The sequence below is a fragment of the Roseovarius bejariae genome, assembly GCF_009669325.1.
GTDB classification, from domain to species: Bacteria; Pseudomonadota; Alphaproteobacteria; order Rhodobacterales; family Rhodobacteraceae; genus Roseovarius; species Roseovarius bejariae.
This window is the reverse complement of record NZ_SZWE01000001.1, coordinates 2,383,474-2,406,866: the sequence shown is the minus strand read 5'-3', so window position 1 is coordinate 2,406,866 and position 23,393 is coordinate 2,383,474. Positions and strand designations below refer to the sequence as shown.

The 23,393-nt window shown below is 62.1% G+C and carries 26 protein-coding genes; 14 read left to right on the top strand and 12 right to left on the bottom strand.

Features of this window, described 5'->3' with window-relative positions; genetic code table 11:
- Positions 1–65: 65 nt before the first annotated feature.
- Together FDP25_RS11550 and FDP25_RS11545 are read right to left on the bottom strand one after the other, a co-directional pair.
- The gene (locus FDP25_RS11550) at positions 66–938 is read right to left on the bottom strand and encodes a 50S ribosomal protein L11 methyltransferase (protein WP_154151859.1); all 873 of its coding nucleotides are present in this window, start codon (positions 936–938) and stop codon (positions 66–68) included.
- Between the two features lie 21 nt (positions 939–959).
- Positions 960–2,192, bottom strand: coding sequence for an MFS transporter (locus FDP25_RS11545; RefSeq protein ID WP_154151857.1), 1,233 nt, complete (start codon positions 2,190–2,192; stop codon positions 960–962).
- A 122-nt stretch (positions 2,193–2,314) separates the two neighbouring features.
- Between FDP25_RS11545 and FDP25_RS11540 the strand changes: the two genes are divergently transcribed.
- Positions 2,315–3,376 (top strand): YeeE/YedE family protein, encoded by a 1,062-nt coding sequence (locus FDP25_RS11540; protein ID WP_154151855.1) that lies wholly within the window; start codon positions 2,315–2,317, stop codon positions 3,374–3,376.
- A gap of 101 nt (positions 3,377–3,477) precedes the next feature.
- On the opposite strand, the gene FDP25_RS11535 is transcribed toward FDP25_RS11540, so the two are convergent.
- Positions 3,478–5,679, bottom strand: coding sequence for a primosomal protein N' (locus tag FDP25_RS11535; protein WP_343032031.1), 2,202 nt, complete (start codon positions 5,677–5,679; stop codon positions 3,478–3,480).
- Between the two features lie 92 nt (positions 5,680–5,771).
- Between FDP25_RS11535 and fsa the strand changes: the two genes are divergently transcribed.
- Genes fsa through FDP25_RS11515 form a run of 4 tightly spaced genes read left to right on the top strand, consistent with a single transcriptional unit; the run spans position 5,772 to position 8,813 of the window.
- Positions 5,772–6,425, top strand: coding sequence for a fructose-6-phosphate aldolase (gene fsa, locus FDP25_RS11530; RefSeq protein WP_154151851.1), 654 nt, complete (start codon positions 5,772–5,774; stop codon positions 6,423–6,425).
- A gap of 39 nt (positions 6,426–6,464) precedes the next feature.
- Complete coding sequence (locus FDP25_RS11525; RefSeq protein WP_154151849.1) at positions 6,465–7,172, top strand: DUF484 family protein; 708 nt, start codon at positions 6,465–6,467, stop codon at positions 7,170–7,172.
- On the top strand, positions 7,169–8,083 hold the full coding sequence (locus tag FDP25_RS11520) for a tyrosine recombinase XerC (RefSeq protein WP_154151847.1): 915 nt from the start codon (positions 7,169–7,171) through the stop codon (positions 8,081–8,083). Before FDP25_RS11525 ends, FDP25_RS11520 begins: the two co-directional genes overlap by 4 nt.
- Before the next feature lie 34 nt (positions 8,084–8,117).
- Positions 8,118–8,813 carry a CDP-alcohol phosphatidyltransferase family protein gene (locus FDP25_RS11515; RefSeq protein ID WP_154151845.1) on the top strand — a complete coding sequence of 232 codons (696 nt, stop codon included), beginning with the start codon at positions 8,118–8,120 and terminating at the stop codon, positions 8,811–8,813.
- Between the two features lie 46 nt (positions 8,814–8,859).
- Here the strand turns inward: FDP25_RS11515 and FDP25_RS11510 are convergent, their stop codons facing one another.
- Both FDP25_RS11510 and sfsA read right to left on the bottom strand, forming a co-directional pair.
- Positions 8,860–9,237, bottom strand: coding sequence for a nuclear transport factor 2 family protein (locus FDP25_RS11510; RefSeq protein ID WP_154151843.1), 378 nt, complete (start codon positions 9,235–9,237; stop codon positions 8,860–8,862).
- Between the two features lie 274 nt (positions 9,238–9,511).
- On the bottom strand, positions 9,512–10,237 hold the full coding sequence (sfsA, locus tag FDP25_RS11505; RefSeq protein ID WP_154151841.1) for a DNA/RNA nuclease SfsA: 726 nt from the start codon (positions 10,235–10,237) through the stop codon (positions 9,512–9,514).
- 46 nt (positions 10,238–10,283) lie between these two features.
- Between sfsA and FDP25_RS11500 the strand changes: the two genes are divergently transcribed.
- The 5 genes from FDP25_RS11500 (at position 10,284) to map (ending at position 14,235) form a co-directional block, all read left to right on the top strand.
- Entirely contained in the window at positions 10,284–11,006 is a 723-nt protein-coding gene (locus tag FDP25_RS11500; RefSeq protein ID WP_154151839.1) for a competence/damage-inducible protein A, read from the top strand.
- The gene (locus FDP25_RS11495; protein ID WP_154151837.1) at positions 11,003–11,737 is read left to right on the top strand and encodes a GNAT family N-acetyltransferase; all 735 of its coding nucleotides are present in this window, start codon (positions 11,003–11,005) and stop codon (positions 11,735–11,737) included. The genes FDP25_RS11500 and FDP25_RS11495 overlap by 4 nt, the downstream gene beginning before the upstream one ends.
- The gene (locus FDP25_RS11490) at positions 11,734–12,306 is read left to right on the top strand and encodes a peroxidase-related enzyme (RefSeq protein ID WP_154151835.1); all 573 of its coding nucleotides are present in this window, start codon (positions 11,734–11,736) and stop codon (positions 12,304–12,306) included. Before FDP25_RS11495 ends, FDP25_RS11490 begins: the two co-directional genes overlap by 4 nt.
- A gap of 3 nt (positions 12,307–12,309) precedes the next feature.
- The gene (locus FDP25_RS11485) at positions 12,310–13,248 is read left to right on the top strand and encodes an OmpA family protein (protein ID WP_246175823.1); all 939 of its coding nucleotides are present in this window, start codon (positions 12,310–12,312) and stop codon (positions 13,246–13,248) included.
- A 177-nt stretch (positions 13,249–13,425) separates the two neighbouring features.
- Positions 13,426–14,235, top strand: coding sequence for a type I methionyl aminopeptidase (gene map / locus FDP25_RS11480; protein WP_154151833.1), 810 nt, complete (start codon positions 13,426–13,428; stop codon positions 14,233–14,235).
- 4 nt (positions 14,236–14,239) lie between these two features.
- Here the strand turns inward: map and FDP25_RS11475 are convergent, their stop codons facing one another.
- Genes FDP25_RS11475 through pncA form a run of 3 tightly spaced genes read right to left on the bottom strand, consistent with a single transcriptional unit; the run spans position 14,240 to position 16,211 of the window.
- On the bottom strand, positions 14,240–15,031 hold the full coding sequence (locus FDP25_RS11475) for an SseB family protein (protein WP_154151831.1): 792 nt from the start codon (positions 15,029–15,031) through the stop codon (positions 14,240–14,242).
- Positions 15,024–15,611 (bottom strand): uracil-DNA glycosylase family protein, encoded by a 588-nt coding sequence (locus FDP25_RS11470; RefSeq protein WP_154151830.1) that lies wholly within the window; start codon positions 15,609–15,611, stop codon positions 15,024–15,026. Before FDP25_RS11470 ends, FDP25_RS11475 begins: the two co-directional genes overlap by 8 nt.
- 3 nt (positions 15,612–15,614) lie before the next feature.
- Entirely contained in the window at positions 15,615–16,211 is a 597-nt protein-coding gene (gene pncA / locus FDP25_RS11465; protein ID WP_154151828.1) for a bifunctional nicotinamidase/pyrazinamidase, read from the bottom strand.
- 110 nt (positions 16,212–16,321) lie between these two features.
- On the opposite strand from pncA, the gene trhO reads away from it, so the two are divergent.
- On the top strand, positions 16,322–17,236 hold the full coding sequence (gene trhO, locus FDP25_RS11460; RefSeq protein ID WP_154151826.1) for an oxygen-dependent tRNA uridine(34) hydroxylase TrhO: 915 nt from the start codon (positions 16,322–16,324) through the stop codon (positions 17,234–17,236).
- 82 nt (positions 17,237–17,318) lie between these two features.
- Positions 17,319–17,729 (top strand): group III truncated hemoglobin, encoded by a 411-nt coding sequence (locus FDP25_RS11455; RefSeq protein ID WP_154151824.1) that lies wholly within the window; start codon positions 17,319–17,321, stop codon positions 17,727–17,729.
- Positions 17,730–17,778: 49 nt separating this feature from the next.
- On the opposite strand, the gene FDP25_RS11450 is transcribed toward FDP25_RS11455, so the two are convergent.
- From FDP25_RS11450 to dapE, 3 genes are read right to left on the bottom strand one after another with little or no spacing between them, the layout of a single operon-like run.
- On the bottom strand, positions 17,779–18,336 hold the full coding sequence (locus FDP25_RS11450) for a TIGR04282 family arsenosugar biosynthesis glycosyltransferase (RefSeq protein ID WP_154153417.1): 558 nt from the start codon (positions 18,334–18,336) through the stop codon (positions 17,779–17,781).
- 20 nt (positions 18,337–18,356) lie between these two features.
- A complete protein-coding gene (locus tag FDP25_RS11445) occupies positions 18,357–18,779 on the bottom strand; it encodes a GNAT family N-acetyltransferase (RefSeq protein ID WP_154151822.1) in 423 nt (140 codons plus the stop codon).
- The gene (gene dapE / locus FDP25_RS11440; protein WP_343032071.1) at positions 18,776–19,921 is read right to left on the bottom strand and encodes a succinyl-diaminopimelate desuccinylase; all 1,146 of its coding nucleotides are present in this window, start codon (positions 19,919–19,921) and stop codon (positions 18,776–18,778) included. The genes FDP25_RS11445 and dapE overlap by 4 nt, the downstream gene beginning before the upstream one ends.
- Positions 19,922–20,219: 298 nt before the next feature.
- Here dapE and FDP25_RS11435 point away from each other — a divergent pair, with 298 nt between their 5' ends.
- Both FDP25_RS11435 and FDP25_RS11430 read left to right on the top strand, forming a co-directional pair.
- Positions 20,220–21,815: a Hint domain-containing protein gene (locus tag FDP25_RS11435; protein WP_154151818.1), complete on the top strand. Its 1,596-nt coding sequence runs from the start codon at positions 20,220–20,222 to the stop codon at positions 21,813–21,815.
- Between the two features lie 103 nt (positions 21,816–21,918).
- A complete protein-coding gene (locus FDP25_RS11430) occupies positions 21,919–22,905 on the top strand; it encodes a Hint domain-containing protein (protein WP_246175822.1) in 987 nt (328 codons plus the stop codon).
- A gap of 3 nt (positions 22,906–22,908) precedes the next feature.
- On the opposite strand, the gene FDP25_RS11425 is transcribed toward FDP25_RS11430, so the two are convergent.
- Positions 22,909–23,241 carry a hypothetical protein gene (locus tag FDP25_RS11425; RefSeq protein ID WP_154151814.1) on the bottom strand — a complete coding sequence of 111 codons (333 nt, stop codon included), beginning with the start codon at positions 23,239–23,241 and terminating at the stop codon, positions 22,909–22,911.
- Between the last annotated feature and the right edge of the window lie 152 nt (positions 23,242–23,393).

Sequence of the window (23,393 nt, the reverse complement as noted above, 5' to 3'; positions counted from 1 at the left end):
AATTAGGTTTGAAATGTGGCGATTTTTAGGCGGAGGTCATAAAAAGGCTCAATTCGACTTTGATTTTAAGCATTTCTTTGAAGTGTGAGGGTAGTCCAGTCGCCAATCTCTTCGCGATGCGCCACACTGTTTCCGTTGCTTGAATAAACCGTCACGACCTCGTCCGCCTGCTCATTCAAGAGTCCCGATAGAATCAAAAAACCTCCCGGGACCAGATTTGCGGTCAGGCCCGGCGCAAGCTCGATCAACGGCCCTTTGAGGATATTGGCAAAGATCAGGTCAAACGGCGCAGCCGCCTGTATCTCGGCATTCTCCAGCCCCGCGGCCTCAAGGCATCTGACCCGACCTTCAAGGCCATTGGCCACCACATTGGCGCGCGCCACATCCACGGCCACCTCGTCAATATCGCTCGCCAAGACCTCACCGGGCCAGATGCGCGCCGCCCCCATCGCCAGAACGGCGGTGCCACAGCCCACGTCAATCACCGATTTGCCGATGAACCCCTCGTTCGCCAAACGATCCAAAGCCCGCAAACAGCCCTGCGTCGTGCCATGGTGCCCGGTGCCAAAGGCCATCGCCGCCTCGATCAGCAGCGGTTCGCACCCGTCCGGCACCTTGTCGGCGTCGTGGCTGCCGTAGACAAAGAACCGCCCCGCTTCCACCGGCACCAGCTCGCGCCGCACCTTGGCGACCCAGTCCACCTCGGGAAGTTCCGAAACGGCAAATTCCTTCGCCCCATGCATGGTCGCCAACAAGGCCAGCCCCGCCTTGTCCGGCTCCTCGTCGAAATAGCCGCCCACTTCCCACAGGCCCGAACCGTCTTCGATCTCGAAAACCCCCACGCCTGTAGGTTCAGGGCTCAACCCCTCCATATCGGCACCAAGCGCCTCGGCGGCCTGTTTGCCCTCAAGGGTGGTCAGGGCGGTAAATGTGGGCATGTCTGCTCCTTTCGTCAGGGATTATTCCGCAGGGGCCGGTACGGACGGGCTCAGGATGGTCTCATGCCCCGGCGCCGGATGGCGCGGAACCAACAGCGCCAGCATCAGCGAGACCATGGCCATCCCCGCCGCCAGCATGAAAACCGCACCGGGCGACACCAGCCACAAGTACCCCAGAAGCGCGGGCAAAAACACCGCCGCGATATGGTTGATGGTAAAGGCCACGGCGGCCGTCGGCGCAATATCCCCCGGATCGGCAATCTTCTGGAAATAGGTCTTGAGCGCCAGCGCCAGCGCGAACAGCAAATGATCCACCACGTAAAGCGCCGCCGCCAGAACCACGCCCCAGCCGAACCAGTAAATCCCGCCGTAGGCCAGGAACACGATCACCAGTCCGATGTATTCGAAAATCAGGGTCCGCCGCTCGCCATAGCGATAGACCGCCTGCCCCATCAGCGGCGCACAGACCATGTTGGCCACAAGGTTGATCAGGAACAGCCCCGTGACCTCATGCACCTCGAAACCGAACTTCTCGACCATCATGAAGCCTGCGAAGACGACGAAAATCTGCCGCCGCGCACCGGCCATGAATTGCAGCGCATAGTACAGCCAATAGCGCCGCTTTAGCACCATCCGCTTGACCTGCGGATTGGGCGCTTCGAACTGCGGATAGGCCACAAGGCAGAACACGGCGACCAAGGCAGTAAAGCCACCGGCCAGCATGTAAACCGTGTTATAGGTCAGGCCCAAAGCCTCCCATGTCATCACGATCAGCAAATAGGCCACCAGTGTCGCCCCCGACCCGGCCGCCACCAGCCAGCCCAGAACCTTCGGCGCGCGCAGCTTGTCGATCCACTGCAACTGAAGCGATTGGTTGACGGTCTCGTAATAATGAAATCCGATCGAGCTTAGCAGCGTGATGGTCAGGATCCCGCCCAAGGACGGGAACTGCGCCGTCAGGGCCGTCGCCACCCCCAGCATCGCCAACGACACAAGGCCCAATACCTGCTCGCGGATAAAGATGATCAACGCGATCACACCGATGGCCAGGAACCCCGGAATCTCGCGTACCGTATGCAGCCACCCGATGTCCGACCCATCGAATTCCGCGGCCTCGATCACGAAGTTATTGAGCAACGCCGACCACGTGGCAAAGGCCACCGGCATCGCCGCCGCCATCAGGAACAGCAACGTCACAGGCCGCCGCCACAGGGGCAGCGTGCGGGCATCATCAAGGGGCAGGGTCTTGCTCATGCCTTTCCTTTACGCCCATCCGTCCCGCTTGGCGAGGGGCAAGGCACCTGCATCTGATCTGGATCAATGACATTCGGATATCAGCATGCAACACCCCGTCAAGTTATCGAAAGGCGCGCATCATGGACCTTCTGGCACTCGTGGAACGCATCGGCGAAGCCCCGGCCGCGGCCCTCCTGGGCCTGCTGACGGGCGTGATCTTTGGCGTGGCGGCGCAACGTTCGCGCTTTTGCCTCCGTGCGGCCACAGTGGAATTCGCCCGCGGGCGGATGGGCGATAAGGTCGCCGTCTGGCTTCTGACCTTCTCCACCGCCGTGATCTGGGTGCAGGGCGCGCAAATGCTGGGCCTCTTCCGGGCCGAGGACGCCCGCATCATGGCCATCCCCGGCAGCTGGTCGGGTGCGGTCATCGGCGGGCTCCTCTTCGGTGTCGGCATGGTGCTGGCACGCGGCTGTTCCGGCCGCCTCCTAGTGCTGGCAGCCACCGGCAACCTGCGCTCGGTCATCTCGGGGCTGGTCTTCGCCGTCGTCGCACAAATGAGCCTCTCTGGCTGGCTCGCTCCGGCGCGCGACAAGCTCGCCGCGCTCTCCATCACACAGGGCGGGCATAACATGGACCTTCTGGCCACCCTTGGCCTGCCTCCGATCAGCGGGCTGATTTTCGGCATCGTGGTGGCCCTGATCGCCTTCGCGGTCTCGATCCATAACAAGATCGGCCTGTCGCGGCTGGTCTTCGCCTCGGGCGTGGGATTTGCCGTGGCCGTGGGTTGGGTCTCGACCTTTTCGCTGGCGCAAATCGCCTTCGATCCGGTGCCGATCGAAAGTGCCACCTTCACCGGGCCCTCGGCCAATACCCTGATGTTCTTCCTCGACAACGCGGCCGTCCTCGAATTCGACATTGGCCTCGTGCCGGGTGTGTTCCTCGGCTCTTTCCTCGCCTCATGGCTGGCAGGGGAGTTCAAGTTCCAGGGCTTCGAGGATGAGGCGAATATCCGACGCGCCATCACCGGCGCCGCCTTCATGGGCTTCGGCGGCATGCTGGCGGGCGGCTGCGCCATCGGCAACGGCGTGACCGGCGGCTCGGTCTTTGCCGGCACCGCATGGTTGGCGCTTTTGTGCATGTGGATCGGCGCGATGATCACCGACTTTCTTGTCGATCAACGCGGCATCCGCCAACCCGCCTGACGTAGGGTGCCCATTGATGCGCACCGTGGCGCGCGGCCCCGATTTCTTCAAAAGAAATCGGACCGAAATCTTTTCAAGATTTCGCCGCCCCGGCCCAAAGCTCAATAAAACGACTGCGGGTCAATATCCACGGCCAGCCTAAGGTTCGTGGGTGGCTTTAACTGCCCCACCCATTGCGCCACCGCTGCCTGCAAGGCCACGCCCTTGGGCGCCTTCACCAGCAACCGCACCCGGTGCCGCCCGCGTATCCGGGCAATCGGCGCGGGCGCGGGGCCGAAAACCTGCGCCCCCACGGCCCGCACCGGCCCATCCCGCCGGGCCAGTTCCGTCGCGAAATCAAACACCTCCTGCGCATCCGTCGAGGACAGGATGATCCCCGCCATGCGCCCATAGGGCGGCACACCGGCCTCCCGCCGTCCTGCCGCCTCGGCCTGCCAAAAGCCCTCTTCGTCGCCCGACAGGATCGCACGGATCACCGGGTGCTCCGGCTGGAACGTTTGCAAAAGCGCGGTTCCCCGCGCTTCGGACCGCCCCGCGCGCCCCGCCACCTGCCGCATCAATTGAAAGGTCCGCTCAGCGGCGCGCAAATCCGACCCTTGCAGGCCCAGATCGGCATCGATCACCCCCACCAGCGTCAGGCGCGGAAAGTTATGCCCCTTGGCCACCAGTTGCGTACCGATGACAATATCGGTGTCGCCCTCGGCAATCTCGGCGATCTGCGCCTTCAGCGCCCGGGCCGATCCGAACATATCCGAACTCAGCGTCGCGATCTTCGCCTCGGGGAAAATCGCCTGCGCCTCCTCGCTCAGGCGTTCCACCCCCGGCCCGACGGCGGCCAGCCGATCCTCGGCCTCGCATTCGGGGCAGACCTCCGGCACCGGCTTGGTCTCGCCGCATTGGTGGCAGACCAACCGCTTCTGAAACCGATGCTCCACCATCCGCGCGTCGCAATGGTCACAGCCGATCTGATGCCCACAGGCCCGGCAGATCGTGACCGGCGCATAACCACGGCGATTGATGAACAACAGCGCCTGTTCCCCCTTGGCGATCCGCGCATTGACCGCCGCCTGAAGGCTCGGGGAAATCCAGCGGTTCGACGGCAGGCTTTCGGCGCGCATATCGATGGCGCGCATTTCCGGCATCACCGCCGCGCCGAACCGCGCGGTCAAATCCAACCGCCGGTATTTGCCGGCCTCGGCATTGGCCCAGCTTTCAAGCGAGGGCGTGGCACTGGCCAATATCACCTGCGCGCTGCACAGGCTGGCGCGCAAGACGGCCATATCGCGGGCATTATAAAGCACCCCGTCCTCTTGCTTGTAGGATGTGTCGTGCTCCTCATCGACCACGATCAACCCCAAGTCCCGATAGGGCAGGAACAAAGCCGAACGTGCGCCCACCACCACCTCGGCCCCGCCTTGGCCCACCATCTTCCAGATGCGGCGCCGCTCGGTCATGGTGGCGCCGGAATGCCACTCGGCAGGTTTCGCACCAAACCGCGCCTCGACCCGCGTGATGAACTCGGCGGTCAGGGCGATCTCGGGCAAGAGCACAAGGGCCTGCCGCCCTTGCCGCAATGTCTCGGCCACCGCCTCAAGATAAACCTCGGTTTTCCCCGATCCGGTCACACCGCGTAACAGCGTTGTGCCATAGGCCCCTGATTGAATCGCCGCGCGCAGCACCTCCACCGCCGCCGCCTGATCCTCTGTCAGGGTCTTGCCGGCATGTTCGGGATCAAGCGGCGGGAACGGCAGATCGCGCGGTGCTTCCTCCTCATCCACCGCGCCTTGGCTGACCAACCCCTTCACCACGCTGGCCGATACCCCCGCCTGCTCGGCCAACTCCTTGAGGGTAAAGGACAGCCCGCCATACTCCTCCAACACCTCCAAAACCCTGCGGCGGGCATCGGTCATCCGGTCCGGCGTGCCATGGCCCAGCCGGTAAATCTTCTGCATCGACGGCGGATTGCTCAGCCCCGGCGCGCGGCTCGCCAGCCTGAGCATCGCGCTCATCGGTGTCAGGGTATACTCGCCCGCCCGGCGCAGGAACTCCTGCATCTCGCCCCGCATCGGCGCCACGTCCAGCACCCGGATCACATGCCGCACCTTGGAAATATCGAAATCGCCACGCCCCGGCCCCCAGACCACACCCAGCACCTTCCGGGGGCCAAGCGGTACCTCCACGAAAGCCCCGATGTGACAGCCACCCTCGGGCGCGCGGTAATCCAATACCCGGTCCAGGGGCTGCGTGGTCAGAACGCCCACCAACTCGCCTTCGACAAAATACGATTTACCGGACGCGGGCACCTGTGCTCTCCATGATAGGGGTTTCGGCAGGTCACTCTATGGGGTAAATGCGGGGATGAAAAACCCCAACCCGCGCAAAGGGACCTGCACCCATGAAATTTTTCGTTGATACCGCCGACGTCGACGCCATTGCCGAGCTGAATGAACTGGGCATGGTCGACGGGGTCACCACCAACCCCTCGCTGATCCTCAAGTCCGGCCGCGACATCCTCGAAGTGACCAAGGAAATCGCCGATATGGTCGATGGCCCCGTCAGCGCCGAGGTCGTGGCGACCGAATCCGACGCCATGATCGCCGAGGGCCGCAAACTGGCCAAGATCGCCGAAAACATCGCCATCAAGGTGCCGCTGACATGGGATGGCCTCAAGGCCTGCAAGGTGCTCTCGGGCGAGGGCAACATGGTCAACGTCACGCTGTGCTTCTCGGCCAATCAGGCGCTTCTGGCCGCCAAGGCCGGGGCCACCTTCATCTCGCCCTTCATCGGGCGCCTCGACGATATCAACCTCGACGGTATGGAACTGATCGCAGACATCCGGCAGATCTATGACAACTACGGGTTCGAAACCCAGATCCTCGCCGCCTCGATCCGCACCGTGAATCACGCCTTCCAGGCAGCACAGATCGGCTCGGACGTGATGACCGCCCCGCCGGCGGTGATCAAGCAGATGGCCAAGCACCCGCTGACCGACAAGGGGCTTGAGACGTTCCTCGCCGATTGGGAAAAAACGGGGCAGAAAATTCTGTAACCCCGTGCTATAAACCCCGCAAAACAAGACGAGGGACAGATGAGCAGCACCCCCCAGATCGACGATACCCTGCGCGAACGCATTATCGCGCAGCCCGACGTGATCCTTGAAGATCAAGACCTCATGCGCGCCCTCATCGCCGCGAACGAACGCGCAATGGGCGGCAACATCGTTGACCTGCGGGGCATCGCCATGGAGCGGCTCGAGGCGCGGCTCGACCGCCTCGAAGACACCCACCGCTCGGTCATCGCGGCGGCCTATGAAAACCTTGCCGGGACGAACCAGGTGCACCGCGCCATCCTGCGAATGCTCGACCCGGTGGAATTCGAATCCTTCATCAAGGATTTGGGCGCTGATGTGGCCAGTATCCTGCGCGTGGACAGCGTCAAACTGGTGCTGGAAACCGTGCAGGACGACAACGACCCGGCCATCAAACGCCTGGGCGATGTCCTGTCGGTGGCCGAACCGGGGTTCATCCAATCCTACCTGACCGGGGGCCGCAACAGTAACCCCCGGCAAGTCACCCTGCGCCAGATCCACGAAGGCGACGCGCGGATTTACGGCCAGGATGCCGGCTTCGTCCGTTCCGAGGCTTGCCTTCTGCTGGACTTCGGAGAAGGGCGCCTGCCCGGCATGCTCGCCATGGGCGCCGAGGACCCGCACCAGTTCAGCCCGCAACAAGGCACTGATCTTCTGGCCTTTTTCGCGGGGGTCTTTGAACGGGCGATGCGCCGCTGGCTGTCATGATTTCGCCCGCCGCCCGCGACGCCCTGCACGGCTGGCTGGAGGCGCAAAAAGCCCTCAAGGGGGCGTCCGAGAATACGCTTGATGCCTACGCCCGCGATCTCGCGGGCTTTCTCACCTTCATGACCGAACACAAGGGCGCAGCCCAAGGCATCGGCCCGCTGACGCAAATCACCACCTCCGACATGCGCAGCTGGATGGCCTATACACGCGGGCAGGATGTCGGCCCCCGCAGCCTCGCGCGCAAACTCTCGGCGGTCAAAAGCTTCTACCGCTGGCTGTCCGAACGCGAAGGGTTCGATCCCACCGCCGTTCTTTCCGCCCGCTCCCCAAAGTATCAACGCAAGTTGCCCCGCCCGCTGGCCCCCGACGCCGCGCAGGACGTGCTGGACACCACCGAAAGTCAATCCCTCACCCCCTGGGTCGCCGCCCGCGATCAGGCGGTCGTGACCCTGCTTTACGGCTGCGGGTTGCGGATATCCGAGGCACTGGGCCTCACCTGCAATGTCCTGCCCATGGGCGAGGCGCTCAGGATCACCGGCAAGGGCGGCAAGGAACGCGTTGTCCCCGTCATCGCCCCCGCCCGCGACGCCGTTGAACGCTACACCCGCCTCTGCCCCTTCCCCACCGAACAGGGCGCGCCCCTCTTTCGCGGCGTCCGTGGCGGCGCGCTCAACCCGCGGATCGTGCAGAAAACGCTGGAAAACGTGCGCAACCAACTGGGCTTGCCCTCCAGCGCCACACCCCACGCCATGCGCCACAGCTTCGCCACCCACCTGCTGAACGCGGGCGGCGACCTGCGCGCGATACAGGAATTGCTGGGCCATGCTTCGCTCAGCACGACACAGGCCTACACCGCGGTCGACACCTCCCGCCTGATGGAGGTTTACAACAAGGCCCATCCCAAGGCATGAGGGCGAGATTCACCCAAAGGCGCGGAGCCACTGAATGAAACGGCAAGTACAGGCACTCTTCGTGCATTTCCTCACCGCCACCGGCGCGGTCTTCGCCATGCTGGCCATGCTCGCCGCCGTGGACGAGAAATGGGACCTGATGTTTCTCTGGCTGGTGGTGGCCTTCGCCGTGGACGGCATCGACGGCCCGTTGGCCCGCCGCTACCTCGTGTGGGAAAACGCACCGCGCTTCGACGGGGTGTTGCTCGACCTGATCATCGACTACCTGACCTATGTCTTCATCCCCGCCTTCGCGCTCTTCAAATCGGGGATACTACCGGGCTGGACGGGCTGGGTGGCGATTATCATCATCACCTATGCCAGCGCGCTTTATTTCGCTGACACCTATATGAAAACAAAGGACAATTCCTTTTCCGGCTTTCCCGGTTGCTGGCAAATGGCGGTGATTGTCCTCTTCGCGGTCGAGCCGAATTTCTGGCTGATCCTCGTGCTCGTCACGGCGCTGTCGGTGGCCATGTTCCTGCCGCTCAAGTTCATCCACCCGGTCCGCACCAAGCGATGGCGCGCACTGTCGCTGCCGATAACCTTCGCCTGGACCTTCTTTGCAGGCTGGGCCGCATGGGTCGATTTCCACCCCGAAAGCTGGGCGCACTGGGGCCTTGTCGTGACCAGCCTCTACTTGCTCTTTGCTGGGATTGCGCAACAGGTGATCCCAGAACGCAACGCCTGACGTCACGCCGTCTGCTTCCGCTTGGCGGCCATTCCGATCTCCTGAACTACCGGGGATACATGAAGAACTCTTCGCGCACGATCTTTCCGTCTTGGACCGAATAGATCGCGATCTCGCGCAGGGTCATCTGCTTTCCCGACTCTTTCTGCGTCACTTCGGCCTCGTAACGCACGCCAAACTGGTGCGGCGGGTGAACATAGGGCCCATCCGCCTCAAGCTTGTGAATGTCATGCGTCGCAGCCCAGGATTCACGTTTTGCCTTGATCGCCGCCCGTCCCTTGGCAATGCGCACATCGCGCCCGGGCGGGATGACCGCCTCGACCGATTGCGCGTTTTCGTCATAGATGTCGTCGACATGCGCAATGCCACGCCCTTCCCGCATCGCCTGAACGAAGTCGCGCCCGAGTCTGACCAGTTCTTCCATGATAGCCCTCCTCTTACATACAACCCAGCATAGCAAACTGCCCCGATGTGCGAGTTGACTAAAATCAAACTCCTGCTTCGGGCGCTCAATGCTGTAGCCGGGCCGATGCCGCGCATCGCGCACCCGCCAGCAGAACGTACGAAACGCGCGTACGTTTCGTACGTTTCTCACCGTACGCCCTGTTAAATCCGGGGGACGCGGTAAAAAATACCGACGCAATACCGACGTTTGGCCGACGCGGCGCAGACAGGGGTTTTTCTTGTTAACCAAAGGCTTAGAGCCGATTCGCGGGCAGGCTCTTCGGCATCTCCACCCGCTGCCCCAAAACCACCCCCTCGGGCGTGATCTTGGTGTCATAAGCCAGCGCCTCCACCCCGGCCGCGCGGGCCTCGGCAAAGGCGCGTGCATAGGCCGGGTCGATATCCCCGGCCAGCCGGAAGGTACGCGCATCCGTCCGCTGTATAAGGTAGAACATCACGGCCCGGTGCCCCGCCTTCGCCATCTCCGCCAGTTCCGCCAGATGCTTGGCCCCGCGGGTCGTGACGCTATCGGGAAACTCCGCCACGCCCGCCTCGCGCGACAGCGTCACCGACTTCACCTCGACATAGGCATCGGGCAGGCCAAGGTCTTGAAGTAAAAAGTCAATTCTGCTGTTCTGGCCATACTTCACCTCGGCCCGAACCCCGCCATACGCGGCGAATTCCGCCACGTCCCGCGCCTCGAATGCCGCCCTTAACGCGCGGTTGGGAAGCGATGTATCGACGCCGGTGAAATGCCCGTTGCCATGCTCCACCAGCCGCCAACCGAACTTGAGTTTCTTCTTGGGGTCGTCATTGGGCTCTACCCAAATCCGCATCCCCGGCTCGGCCAGCCCCATCATGGAACCGGGGTTGGCACAATGCGCCGTCACCTCGCGCCCATCCTCCAACCGGATGTCGGCCAGAAAGCGTTTATAGCGGCGGATCAGCGTGGCGGGCACAAGAGGGGTTTGAAAGCGCATGGCAGCAGGCCTATACCCATGTCATGCGCCATTCAAGGAGGCCGCAATGCCCAACCCAACCGCCGCCATGCTGGTCATCGGGGATGAGATCCTCTCGGGTCGCACCCGGGATGCCAACATGCACTATCTGGCCAAGGAACTGACGAATTTTGGCATTGATCTCAAGGAGGTACGTGTTGTCTCGGATGATGCCGACGCAATCACCGAGGCGGTCAAAACCCTCAGTTCCGCCTACGATCACCTCTTCACCTCCGGCGGCATCGGCCCTACCCACGACGACATCACGGCCGATAATGTCGCCCGCGCCTTTGGCAAGAATATCGACGTGCGCGACGATGCCCGCGCTATCCTTCAGGCGCATTACGACCGCCAAGGGATCGAGTTAAACAAAGCCCGCCTGCGCATGGCCCGCATCCCCGAGGGCGCCACCCTGATCGACAATCCGATCAGCGCCGCACCCGGCTTCACCCTTGAAAACGTGCATGTCATGGCCGGTGTGCCGAAGATTTTCGAGACCATGCTCGCCTCTATCCTGCCCACCCTCACCGGCGGCGCGCCGATCCTGTCGCAAAGCTTGGCAATCATGCGCGGCGAAGGTGATATCGCCGGGCCAGTGCGGGACCTCTCCGAACGGTACAGTGACCTCTCGTTCGGCTCCTATCCCTTTCAACGCAATGGAGTTTTCGGCGCGCAGGTGGTGATCCGCGGCAGCGACGGGGCCCGCGTCGATGCCGCCATGTCCGAACTGTGCAAGGCCTTCCCCGAATGACCCCCGACACCCGGACACTCTATGCCGTGACCGAGGCCACCTGGCCCCCCGCCCGCGCTTGGCGCCTCGGCCCATGGACGATCCGCGACGGTGCGGGTGGCGGCAAAAGGGTTTCGGCGGCCACCGCCGAAGGCGCTGTCTCGACAAGTGATCTGGAGCAGGCCGAAGTTGCCATGCGCGAACTGGGCCAAACCCCGCTCTTCATGATCCGCCAAGGCGACGAAGCACTCGATGCCATGTTGGCCGACCAAGGCTACAGTATCATCGACCCGGTGAACCTCTACGTCGGCCCGGTTGCCCCCCTCACCCAGGATCCCCCGGCCCGCGCCACAGCCTATGCCATCTGGGAACCGCTTGAAATTCAAACGGATATCTGGGCCGAAGGCGGCATCGGCCCGGCCCGTATTGCGGTCATGCAGCGCGCCCAAGGTCCGAAAACCGCGATCCTCACCCGCAACGGCCAGCACCCCGCTGGCGTGGCCTTCACCGCGATCCACGACGGCATCGCCATGCTCCATGCGCTTGAGGTCCGCGCCGAAGACCGCCTGACCGGACAGGGGCGTAACGCGACCAAGCAGGCCGCCCTTTGGGCCGCACAGCACGGGGCCGAATACCTCGCCACACTTTGCACCCAAGAGAACACAGGCGCCAACGCCCTCTACACTTCCCTTGGGATGGCCTGTGTGGGACAGTACCACTATCGCATCAAACAAGAAGGCCCAGACGCATGAGCACATCCGACCAACCCACCGCGCTAGACCTGCCCATGGTCGACCCACTGCCAGAAGCGACGCAGAAATATTTCGACGTCTGCCAGGACAAGCTCGGCATGGTGCCCAATGTCCTCAAGGCCTATGCCTTCGACATCGACAAGCTCAACGCCTTTACCGCGATGTACAACGACCTGATGCTGGCCGACAGCGGGCTCAGCAAACTGGAACGCGAGATGATCGCCGTGGTGGTCAGTTCGATCAACCGCTGCTGGTACTGTCAGGTGGCCCATGGCGCTGCGGTGCGTGAACTCTCGGGCAAACCGGAACTCGGCGAGGCCATGGTAATGAACTGGCGTATGGCCGATCTTGATGCACGCCAGACGACGATGCTTGCTTTCGCGGAAAAGATCACCAAATCCAGCGCCGAAACGACAGAAGAGGATCGCCAGGCGCTGCGCGATGCAGGGTTTTCCGACCGTGACATCTGGGACATCGCCAATGTCGTGGGCTTCTTCAACATGACCAACCGCGTTGCCAGCGCCACCGGCATGCAGCCCAACGCCGAATACCACGCACAGGCCCGCTAACCCTTGCGCATCATCGCCCGTATAACGTTTGCCGCCCTTGGCCTGCTCTGGGCCACAGGGCTTCAGGCGCTTGATCTCGACCTGCCCGGCGCGGCCAAGATGACCCGTGAGAAGCTTGACAAGGCGGGCACCTATCGCCTGCCCATCGGCCCCTATACCGAGGGTCATCTGCCAACGCTCGAGGTCGAAGGCCGCGTCACCCAACAGGCTTGGCGGCTTGAGGCACAGGGCATGACCACCCTGCAAATCATCGCCCCCCTTCGCGAGAACCTAAAGAACCAAGGTTACGACATCCTTCTCGATTGCAGCGGGGCGGAATGCGGCGGTTTCGATTTCCGTTTCAACACCCCTGTCCTGCCCGCACCGGATATGTTCGTCGATCTTTTCGATTACCGCTTTCTCTCGGCCCGTAAAGCTGATGACGGGGCCGAACCCGACTACCTCAGCCTGATGGTCAGTCGCTCAGGCGCTACCGGCTATGTCCAGCTTTTGCATGTTCAACCCAACGGCGGCGCAGCGCTTTCTGTCAACCCGAGCACACCCTTGCCCGGCGAGCGCACCGACACACCATTGGTTCAATCCCTCGTGACCCATGGCCATGTCAGCTTGGCAGATCTGGACTTCGCCACCGGCTCCTCCGAACTCGGGCCCGGCCCCTTTGCCTCGCTACAGGCGCTTGCCGCCTTCCTTCACGCCGATCCCGCACGCCGCGTCACTCTCGTCGGCCACACCGATACGGTCGGTGCCCTCGACCGGAACATCGCACTTTCCAAACGCCGGGCGGCTGCTGTCCTTGAACGTCTGGTATCGGCCCATGGTGTCCCTCGCGCGCAAATCGCCGCCGAGGGCATGGGCTATCTCGCGCCCATTGCCAGCAATCTCACGCCGGAAGGCCGCGAAGCCAACCGCCGGGTCGAAGCCGTCCTTCTCAACACCGAATAACTCCCTTCTTCTTTTCGAAAATATCCTGGGGAGTTTGAGGGGCAAAGCCCCTCATTCCGCTCAAGACATCTTGCGGCGCAAGCCGCGCCTTTTGGTCATACCGCCCCCTCTGGTCTCTTGCCCTGAAACACATTAGATAGTCCTCAAATGATCAGACTACCGAGGTTCAAAAAGGCCATGAGCGACCACAAGGGACGTGTCACCCGCGACGGCATCCGCATCCACGAGGCCGCGGATTTCGCAGGCATGCACAAGGCCGGGGCCTTGGCGGCGCAAATTCTCGATGACGTGGCCCAACAGGTCTATCCCGGCCAGACAACCAGCGCGATCGACGCTTTTATCGAGGATCAGGTAAACCAAGCCGGGGCCAAGTCGGCCACCATCGGCTACAAGGGATACCAGCACGCCAGTTGCATCAGCGTCAATCACGTGGTCTGCCACGGCATCCCCGGCGACAAGAAGCTGAAGGATGGCGATATCCTCAACATCGACGTCACCGTGATCGTCGATGGCTGGTTCGGCGACACCAGCCGCATGTACGTGGCAGGCAAGCTTTCGCGCAAGGCCGAGCGGTTGATCCAGATCACCCATGACAGCCTGATGAAAGGGATCGAGGCGGTGAAGCCTGGCAATACCTTCGGCGACATCGGCCATGCCATCCAGAGCTTCGTCGAAGGCCACCGGATGAGCGTGGTGCGCGATTTCTGCGGCCATGGACTCGGCACCGTGTTCCACGCTCCGCCCAACGTGCTGCACTATGGCCGCGCGGGCACCGGCCCGGTTCTGGAAGAGGGGATGTTTTTCACGATCGAACCGATGGTGAACCTCGGCCGCCCCGAAACCAAGATCCTCGCGGATGACTGGACAGCCGTGACTCGAGACAAATCCCTCTCGGCTCAATTCGAGCATTCCATCGGGGTTACCGCCGACGGGTACGAGATTTTCACCCTGTCGCCCGGTGGGAAATTCCACCCGACCTATAGCTAAGCAATTATTTCAAACGCGGCGGGCTGTCCGGATCGCGCCCCGGGGCCGATCCCGGCATCTGCGCCGGGGCCTCGGGCTGTGGCAGGTCAAACCGCAGGCCAACACGCGCCAACCGCGCCGCCACAGGGTCTGAGGCGCGGAAAAACCCCACGTCCAGCGCCGCCGCCTCCAGCCCGGAAAACCGCAGCACTTCGGACACCGCCCGCGCCAATGACCCTTCCGCGCCGGGCATCGCATCTATCACACCCAGCAAATGGCCCTTGGCCCCGCTATCGTATGTGGTCTCCACCAGATAGGCCATATCGGCCAGCCCCGCCGCCGCAGCCAGCCTCGCATCCAGCGCGGTCAGCAGCCCCTCGGGCAGGCCACGCGGCGGGGCAAACTCCTGCGCCCGCGCCTCTACCTCCGCCGGGGCCTCGCCCACGGTATCCACCAGCCACGCCATCGCCTCGGCCGGCAGGAGAATCGACGACGGCGCCACCTCGAGGTTCACGCCCATGCCCAAACCCTGCCCCGCCAGCATGCCAGCAACAACCCTGCCTGACAGCGCTGCATAGGGTGCGCTACGCCCCACGAACTGCGCCAGCCGATCCTCACGGTCGAATACCAGGACGAAACCCGTATCCCCCACTTCGAAAAGCTCGGGCGTTACATTTTCCCCCTCGGGTTCCGCAGCCAATAGCAAGAACAACTCGCTGGCCGCCAAGACTTCGTAGAACCGCAGGCGCGCGGCCTCATTCTCGGGTGCGGCCTCCATCGCTGCATGGGCCTGATCCAGCAGGGTATCGTCAGTCATCCATCACCTCGCGCACCCGGGCCCTCAGAACCGGCAAAAGCTCTGCCTCGAACCACGGGTTTTTCTTCAGCCATGCGGTATTGCGCCATGACGGATGCGGCAAGGGAAAACGCCGCGGCGCATGGGCGCGCCAATCGCGAACGGTTTCGGTCACGCCCGTTTTCACACCCATATGGTATTTCTGGGAATATCCGCCGACGATCACCGACAGTTCGACACTCTCAAGGCTCTCCATCACCCGGTCATGCCACGTCTGCCCGCAAATCTTGGGTGGTGGCAAATCGCTGCCCTTGGCGTCATAGCCCGGAAAGCAGAAGGCCATCGGCACGATAGCCACGCGGCTTGTGTCATAGAACTCCGCCTCGCTCAGGCCCAGCCACTCGCGCAGGCGATCGCCCGACGGGTCGTCAAACGGTTTGCCGGATTTATGCACCCGCATCCCCGGTGCCTGACCGGCGATCAACAGTCGCGCACCGGGCTTGAACCAGACCACCGGGCGCGGTGCATGGGCGGTTTGCGTTTCGGCAAAGCGCTCGGCGCATATCCGGCACTGCGAGATGTCTTTCGGTAGATCGCCCATCGATCAGGCCAGAGTGACGCCGGCCTGCGCCATCCCGTCCAGCGAAGCCGCGAGCGAACCGTCCAGGTCAATCGCCCGGCACAGCGCCTGATTGACGGTTACGTCATAGCCCAGCTTCGCCGCATCCACGGCCGAGAAATTCACGCAGAAATCCGTGGCCAGCCCCACCATGGTCAGCCGTGAAATCCCCCGCTCCTGCAACATCCCGTGCAGGCCCGTGGGGGTTTCATGATCGTTCTCGAAAAACGCCGAATAGCTATCGATCGCCGGGTTATAGCCTTTGCGAATAATCGCATCGGCGCGGGTAGTGTCGAGACCCGCATGAAACGCCGCCCCCGCGCTGCCCTGCACACAATGATCCGGCCACAGCACTTGGGTACCATAGGGCATTTCCGTGGTCTCGAATGGCGCTTTGCCATCGTGCTGTGAAGCGAACGAGGAATGCCCCTCCGGGTGCCAATCCTGCGTCAGGATCACCGCCTGAAACTCGGCCATCAGGGCATTGATCCCCGGCACGATCTCATCACCGCCCGTGACCGCCAAGGCCCCGCCGGGGCAAAAATCGTTCTGCACATCGATCACGATCAGGGCATGGGTCATGGCGGTCTCCTGTTTCAATGCCATAAGGGGTAAGGCGCACCGCCACCCCCGTCAATGGCGCCACTTTGTCCTCTTGCCTGCGCGCGAAACGAGGCGTATTCCCCCGCCCCATGTATACCATCGCCGCCCTCTACCACTTCACCCGCTTTGACGATCCAGCCGCCATTCGCGGCCCGCTTTATGACCTGTGTCTGGCACAGGGCATCTCGGGCTCGCTCCTTCTGGCCCACGAAGGGATCAACGGCACCATCGCAGGCCCCCGTGCTGGCATCGACGCGGTGCTGGTCCATATCCGCGCCCTGCCCGGCTGTGCCGATCTGGAGTGGAAGGAAAGCAGCAGCGCCGATCAACCCTTCCGCCGCCTCAAGGTGCGCCTCAAGCGCGAGATCGTCACCATGGGCCAACCCGATGTCGACCCAAAGGCGCGCGTCGGCCACTACGTCGATCCCGACGAATGGAACGAGCTGATCCGATCGCCCGACGTGGCGGTGATCGACACCCGCAACGATTACGAGGTCGCCATCGGCACCTTCGAGGGCGCCATCGACCCCAAAACCGACAGCTTCCGCGACTTTCCCGCATGGTGGGAAGAAAACAAGGACCGCTTCCACAACAAGCGCATCGCCATGTTCTGCACCGGCGGCATTCGCTGCGAAAAATCCACCAACTACCTGCTGGGCCAAGGGGTGGAGGAGGTATATCACCTCAAGGGCGGAATCCTGAAATATCTCGAAGAGGTGCCGCAGGACGATAGCACATGGCAAGGCGAGTGTTTTGTCTTTGACGGGCGTGTCTCAGTGGGGCACGGCCTCAAGGAAGGGCCGCACGAACTTTGCTTTGCCTGCCGCCGCCCGATCCTGCCCGAGGACATGAACCGCCCCGAGTACGAACACGGCGTTTCCTGCCACCAATGCTTTGACGAAACCGACGACGAGGCCAAAGATCGCTTCCGCGAACGCCAAAAGCAAATTGCCCTGGCCGAGGCACGCGGCGAAAAGCACATCAAAGTCGTGCACGAAGGATAAGTGTGGCCATTGGGTGCTCTTTTCCATCGTCCTGCATGTTGCGGGGCTTGAAAGCATACGCACGCTGACGCATGTGACGATTATGAATAACGCCCTCCCCCCCCGGTTCGACATCACCCGCCCCGAAATTGAGCGGGTCGTGGCGGCGTTCTATGCCACGATCCGCGAACATCCGGGGCTTGGGCCGGTTTTCGCGGTGCATGTCACAGACTGGCCCGCGCATGAGGCCAAGGTGGCCGATTTCTGGGCCAACTCCATTTTGCACGAGCGCAGCTATGACGGCAGCCCCATGGCCGCGCATATCAAGGCCGGGAACGTCAAACCGGGGATGTTCTCGACGTGGCTGGACCTGTTCGACGCAACCCTGCAACGCGAGTTGGAGCCAAGGAAGGCCGCGGCGTGGTCGGCTCTGGCGCATCGGATCGGGCGCAGCCTGCGGGCGGGTGTCGTGGAGCGTGAGACCCTGCCGGGGGGTGTGCCGAAACTGTTGTAAGTGGCAACCTGTCTTCTCGTAGCCTCATATGCGTGCAGGGCCGCGCCCGTCAAAGCCTTCGCAAATCCGCTGCCTCGTCCACGTCGTTGAGTGTATCCACCAAGGCAATCCGCAAGCCCGGCAAGCTTGCCATCGTGTCAGAAAGAGCATGCTCGCTGGACCAGCGCACACCCTTGAACAGCTTTGCGGGCGGGGGCGCCACGCGTTTCATACCCATCAACCAATAGCCGCCATCGGGTGCGGGGCCGAAAACCGCGTCATGATTGCCCAATGCGGCAAACGCACGGACGATATGGGTGGGTGTGATACCCGGAATATCTCCGCCGACAATGCAAACCGGGCCACGCGGCAACCCACGCAACAGCCGCCCCATGCGGTCGCCCAAATCACCCCGGCCTTGTGCCACGCGCGGCAAATGCACAGGCCAGATGCGGCTTTGCAGGCCCTCATTGTCGGGCGAGACGGCCAGCGTCAAATCCCAGCGCGGATCGTCAAGACGCCACAGCAGACGCTTGGTTTGGTGACGGAACCACCACGCAGCCGGAACCATACCGATCTCACGCCCCAATCGGGTTTTCACGCGCCCGGGGCGGGGCTCTTTCACCATGACCACAAGCCGGGGGCGGCTCACAAGGCGCGCTCCATATCGCGATGCGGGATGCCTGCGTCGTCGTATTCGGGGCCATAGGCGACAAACCCAAGTGCCTCATAAAACCCGATGGCGTGGGTTTGTGCGCCAAGTTCGGCGCGGGTGATACCCGGCAGTGTGGCAAGGTGATCCGCGCAAGCCTGCACCAGCGCCGCGCCGATGCCCTTGCCGCGCGCCGCGCACAACACGCAGACGCGCCCTATCTTGCCGGTGTCGCCTTTCAGCAGGATCCGTGCGCAGCCGACGGGGAGGTCTCCGAGGGTGGCCAGAAGGTGCAGAGCCTCAGCATCCCGACCGTCCATTTCCTCGGCTTCAGAGACGCCTTGTTCGTCAATAAACACCGCCCTGCGCAGGGCAAGACAGGTGTCGACATCCTGAGTCAGCCCAACCTCGAGCATCATGCGAAATAGTCCCGCAGGATGCGCGAATAGATGGTTTTGAGGCGCGGGATCAGGGCCACCTCCACCCGTTCATCGACTTGGTGCATGGTTTGGCCGACAAGACCGAATTCCACCACCGGGCAGTGATTTTTGACGAAACGCGCGTCCGAGGTGCCACCAGTGGTGGATAGGTCGGGCGTCATGTTGGTCTCGGCCTTCACGGCTTGGCTTACCAGTTCCGAGAGCTCCCCGGGTGGGGTAAGGAAACTCTCGCCGGAAATCCTGACATCCATCGCGGCCTCAACGCCGAACTCTTTCTCCACACGGTTCAGTTCGGATTGCAGCCATTCGGTCAGGCTTGCCCCGGAATGGGCATCGTTGAAACGGATATTCACCGTCGCGCGGCTTTGCGCGGGAATGACGTTGCTGGCCGGGTTGCCGGTGTCGATTGTTACCGTGGCCAGCGTGGAGGCATCGAAATGCTCGGTCCCCTGGTCCAACTCGTGGCTGGACAGCCTGTCGATCAGCCGTGCCATGGCGGGCAGCGGGTTGTTGGCACGGTGCGGATAGGCGGAATGGCCCTGTTCGCCCGTGACGGTGATCCATGCAGTCAGAGAGCCACGCCGCCCGATCTTGATCATCTGGCCCAACTCATCCGGGCAGGTGGGCTCGCCAACAAGGCAATGGTCCATCGCCTCGCCATTGGCCTCCATCCAGTCGAGCAAAGCGGCGGTGCCGTCCACCGCGTCGCCCTCTTCATCGCCGGTAATGGTGAGGATCAGTGCGCCATCCTTCGGCGGTGTCTCGGTCACGAAATCAATGGCGGCAGCGACATAGGCCGCGACGCCCGATTTCATGTCGGTGGCCCCCCGTCCCCAAAGATAGCCGTCTTTCTGTTCGGCACCGAAGGGTGGCATCGTCCATGCGGCCTCATCGCCCAAGGGAACAACATCGGTATGACCGTTGAACCCGAAGGTGCGCACCGCGTCCTTTGCCCCCCACCGCGCGAAAAGATTGCTGACACCGCCACGATCGACGCGAGTGCAGGCAAACCCCGCCTTCGTCAGCATACCCTCCAACAAAACCAGTGCACCGCCTTCTTCGGGCGTGATGGAAGGACAACGGACAAGATCGGCAGTCAGGGCTATGGGATCGACGGGGATATTCGACATGGTGCTTCTTTCCTTGGACGTATCGGCCATGGCCTAGCGCGGAATGATCCAGGGCGCAAACCTGCGGCGTCGCATACGTAGCTGCAAGGTGCTGATTTTTCTTAACTTGTCTTAAAAATTTTGGTAAAGTTCCAATCAATAAACACCCGAGGCAGGGCAAGACAAAGCCGGGCACAACGCCCGATGGACCGAGCAGTCCAACCAACAATACAAAGCAGCAGGGGATCATCCCTCATGCTGCAGGGCTTTGTCAGGCTGCGCTGACCTTGGATATGAGGTGGGGCAGATTATGGTTGCAGGGACGGAAATCCCGATTGATAGCAATGCGTCCGCGGTCGAGATGGCCGAGACGATTTTCGGTGAGGGCACGACGATTGTCAGCGCCTCCTACACCGGGGATAATGATTCTTCGGGGATCTACAGCAATGGTGACAGTATATCGCCGGGTGTGACGCCCAGCGACACAGGTGTCATGTTCTCGACCGGGGATTTGCGCAGCTTCACCAACAGCAGCAATTGGTGGTGGAACCAGGACGCCAACCAGTCCAGCAACACTACGTCAAATTCCAGCGGCCCCAACAACGACCCGGGTTTCAACTCGGCAGCGGGCGCCAATACCTATGACGCTTCGTATCTGGATGTGGATTTCATCCCGACCGGCGACGTTATGACGATGCAATTCGTTTTTGCCTCGGAGGAATACCCCGAGTATGCGAACGGGGCCTTTCAGGATTTCGTGGGCGTCTGGGTCAATGGCACACAGGTCGAGATGTCGGTGGGCGATGGCGACATCGACCCCAACAACCTGAACGCTGGCTCCGCCGAAAACCTGTTCATCGACAACACCGGCAGCCAGTACAACACTGAAATGGACGGGTTCACCGCAACGCTGACCTTGACCATTCCGGTCAATGCAGATGAGGTCAACTCGATCCGGATCGGTATCGCGGATGTCACCGACAGCAACTATGATTCCACGCTTCTGATTGCCGCGGACAGTGTTCAAACAGCGCTCGTAGCCATGGATGATAATATCCGGATAGACCCGGATGGAAGCGGCACCCTCGATCTGCTGTCCAATGACGTGAACGATACCGGCGGGACCCTGACGATCACCCAGATCAACGGTCAGTCTGTCAGTGCGGGTGATGTCGTCACCCTGAATTCCGGGCAACAAATTCAGCTGAATGCCGATGGTACAGTCGACATCATCGCCGATAGCGACGAGGAAGATTTCGCATTCACCTATGAGGTGACAAGCAGCACCGGCCAAACCGACATTGGCTTTGTCAATGTCGATCAGGTGCCATGCTTCGTGGCGGGCACGCTTATCAAGACACCCCAAGGGGATGTTCCGGTTGAAGAATTGCAAGCCGGTGATCTGGTGATTACGCAGGACAATGGCGCACAACCTCTCCGCTGGGCCGGGAGTCGCGAGGTTCCCGCAATCGGGCAATTCGCCCCCATCCGGATCGCGGCCAATACCTTTGGTCGGCACAAAACGCTGTTTCTGTCACCGCTGCACCGGGTTTTGATTCGCGACAGCCTGTCGGAAATTCTGTTTGGCGAGCGCGAGGTTCTGGTGGCGGCGCGTGATCTGGTCAACGATCAAAGTGTACGGCGCATCGAGGGAGGAACGGTGACCTATGTTCATATTCTCTTTGATCGGCATCAGGTCGTCTATTCCGAGGGGCTGGAAACCGAAAGCTTCCTGCCCGGGCCACAGATCACCAAGAGTTTCGAGGCGGACATCGTCGAGGAAATTTGCACACTCTTCCCCGAGATCGACCCGACAACCGGCGCCGGTTATGGCCCAGCGGCCCGACCCTGCCTGAAACCCTATGAGGCACGGCTTCTTTTGCGCAAACGTGCCATGGCGGCCTGACTTGGCTTGGATCGGCATATCCGATCGCTTTGGCGGATGCTTTGCGGCACAGGGGCTTGCCTGCTCCCGGCAAGGCGCCTCTGAGATTGCCGAAGATACCCTTATGCCGCGTGGTACACTGTTGCTTGAAACGCGGCTTTCTCCTGAAGGGCGTCCGCAAACCCTTTTGGCCTTCAACCGATCGCATCCCTGGCCCGGAAGTTTCTCGCTTCAGGCTTTGCCGGGCGGCGGGATCATCCTTGTCGAGGCACAAGGCGATGATATGCGGCATGTCACCCTCCCCCTCGAATCTGACGGCAGGATGGACATCCTGCGGCTGACCTATTCCTGGGATGCGCCCGCACGGTGGGCGCAGCTATGCGTAGAGCGCCCCGAAGGCGACGCACCCACCTTCGCCAGGCCACATGCCCCCCACCCCCTGCTAATGGCAGATGCACAGACCATCACCACCGACGCAAGGCGCCGCACTGTAGACGGAGACGTGCAGTTTTTTGCCCTGTCTGACAGGGTCGAGTCCGTGGGTCCGATGCCCGGATTGACAAGCGAGGTCCCCATCGCCACACCGCAGGGCGAGGTACCGGTATGCAAGCTCAAACGTGGCGACCTTGTGGTCACCCACGACGGCAAGGTGGTACCCATCCTCCAAGTGGTCAAACGCGTCGTTCCTGCAAAAGGCAACTTGAGGCCTGTGCACCTTCGGGCCCCCTATTTCGGCTTGCGCCGGGATATTCTTGTCGCCCCGCAACAGCGGCTGGTTATCGGGGGCAGCGAGGTAGAATACCTGTTCGGACGCGAGGCGGTACTGGTTCCCGCGCGGCACTTGGTAAACGGGGTGTCGGCGCTAAAAGGGGAAGGCCCTGACCTGGTGACTTACCATCACCTCCTGTTGCCGGGGCACGAGGTTGTCATGGCCGCGGGATGCCCCTTGGAAAGCCTTTACATCGGCCGCCTGCGGCGCAAGCCCGAACCACTGGCTCGTAGTGTCTTGGCCGGGTTCGACAGATCACGCCTGCCCGAACATGCCAAGCCGGTCTGGCCGGTTCTCAAACCCTTCGAGGCAGTCACTCTGGCCATGAATCGCGCGGCCTGACCCCTAGTCGTAAAACGGCGTCACCTGCGCCACGATCACCGCGTTTTCCTCAAGCGCGCGCTGCATCAGGGCGCGTTCCTCGTCGTTGATGTCATGGCCTTCGGCCTCGCGCTCCGCCAAGGTACCGTAACCAGAGACATCCAGCGGCGCCATATCCGCCTGCTTGAGGATCGCCACGGTTTCGCGGACAGCCTCGGACTCGTCCACGCCACTGGCATATACCATGAGGGCCGCTCCGGTGGCCTTGTCCGGCAGGCCGTCACCGTCCTTGCGGCCCACCTGTACCAGCAGGGTAAAGACCTGCTGTTTCGACGGTTTATCTGATTTCTTCGTCATCTCGGTCCCTGCCACGGTATTTGAATGCTCGCGGCGTACCCCCTGTTTCACCTGTCGTCAATCTGAGTGAACCCTGCGGATACCACTAAAATTCAAGCGTTTTTTATCCGGGCAACGCGACCAGCCGCAAGATTTGAGCAAGAGGTTGGGAC

Bases quoted from the DNA above. Each gene is read 5' to 3' on its own strand.
- FDP25_RS11445 (WP_154151822.1), bottom strand. From the start codon at position 18,779: ATGATGCTCGAGGTTGGGCTGACTCAGGATGTCGACACCTGTCTTGCC.
- FDP25_RS11550 (WP_154151859.1), bottom strand. From the start codon at position 938: ATGCCCACATTTACCGCCCTGACCACCCTTGAGGGCAAACAGGCCGCC.
- map (WP_154151833.1), top strand. From the start codon at position 13,426: ATGAGCGACCACAAGGGACGTGTCACCCGCGACGGCATCCGCATCCAC.
- FDP25_RS11450 (WP_154153417.1), bottom strand. From the start codon at position 18,336: ATGGTGAAAGAGCCCCGCCCCGGGCGCGTGAAAACCCGATTGGGGCGT.
- FDP25_RS11540 (WP_154151855.1), top strand. From the start codon at position 2,315: ATGGACCTTCTGGCACTCGTGGAACGCATCGGCGAAGCCCCGGCCGCG.
- trhO (WP_154151826.1), top strand. From the start codon at position 16,322: ATGTATACCATCGCCGCCCTCTACCACTTCACCCGCTTTGACGATCCA.
- FDP25_RS11500 (WP_154151839.1), top strand. From the start codon at position 10,284: ATGCCCAACCCAACCGCCGCCATGCTGGTCATCGGGGATGAGATCCTC.
- sfsA (WP_154151841.1), bottom strand. From the start codon at position 10,237: ATGCGCTTTCAAACCCCTCTTGTGCCCGCCACGCTGATCCGCCGCTAT.
- FDP25_RS11495 (WP_154151837.1), top strand. From the start codon at position 11,003: ATGACCCCCGACACCCGGACACTCTATGCCGTGACCGAGGCCACCTGG.
- FDP25_RS11510 (WP_154151843.1), bottom strand. From the start codon at position 9,237: ATGGAAGAACTGGTCAGACTCGGGCGCGACTTCGTTCAGGCGATGCGG.
- FDP25_RS11545 (WP_154151857.1), bottom strand. From the start codon at position 2,192: ATGAGCAAGACCCTGCCCCTTGATGATGCCCGCACGCTGCCCCTGTGG.
- FDP25_RS11430 (WP_246175822.1), top strand. From the start codon at position 21,919: ATGCCGCGTGGTACACTGTTGCTTGAAACGCGGCTTTCTCCTGAAGGG.
- FDP25_RS11475 (WP_154151831.1), bottom strand. From the start codon at position 15,031: ATGACTGACGATACCCTGCTGGATCAGGCCCATGCAGCGATGGAGGCC.
- FDP25_RS11515 (WP_154151845.1), top strand. From the start codon at position 8,118: ATGAAACGGCAAGTACAGGCACTCTTCGTGCATTTCCTCACCGCCACC.
- pncA (WP_154151828.1), bottom strand. From the start codon at position 16,211: ATGACCCATGCCCTGATCGTGATCGATGTGCAGAACGATTTTTGCCCC.
- FDP25_RS11425 (WP_154151814.1), bottom strand. From the start codon at position 23,241: ATGACGAAGAAATCAGATAAACCGTCGAAACAGCAGGTCTTTACCCTG.
- FDP25_RS11525 (WP_154151849.1), top strand. From the start codon at position 6,465: ATGAGCAGCACCCCCCAGATCGACGATACCCTGCGCGAACGCATTATC.
- fsa (WP_154151851.1), top strand. From the start codon at position 5,772: ATGAAATTTTTCGTTGATACCGCCGACGTCGACGCCATTGCCGAGCTG.
- FDP25_RS11520 (WP_154151847.1), top strand. From the start codon at position 7,169: ATGATTTCGCCCGCCGCCCGCGACGCCCTGCACGGCTGGCTGGAGGCG.
- FDP25_RS11455 (WP_154151824.1), top strand. From the start codon at position 17,319: ATGAATAACGCCCTCCCCCCCCGGTTCGACATCACCCGCCCCGAAATT.
- FDP25_RS11470 (WP_154151830.1), bottom strand. From the start codon at position 15,611: ATGGGCGATCTACCGAAAGACATCTCGCAGTGCCGGATATGCGCCGAG.
- FDP25_RS11435 (WP_154151818.1), top strand. From the start codon at position 20,220: ATGGTTGCAGGGACGGAAATCCCGATTGATAGCAATGCGTCCGCGGTC.
- FDP25_RS11490 (WP_154151835.1), top strand. From the start codon at position 11,734: ATGAGCACATCCGACCAACCCACCGCGCTAGACCTGCCCATGGTCGAC.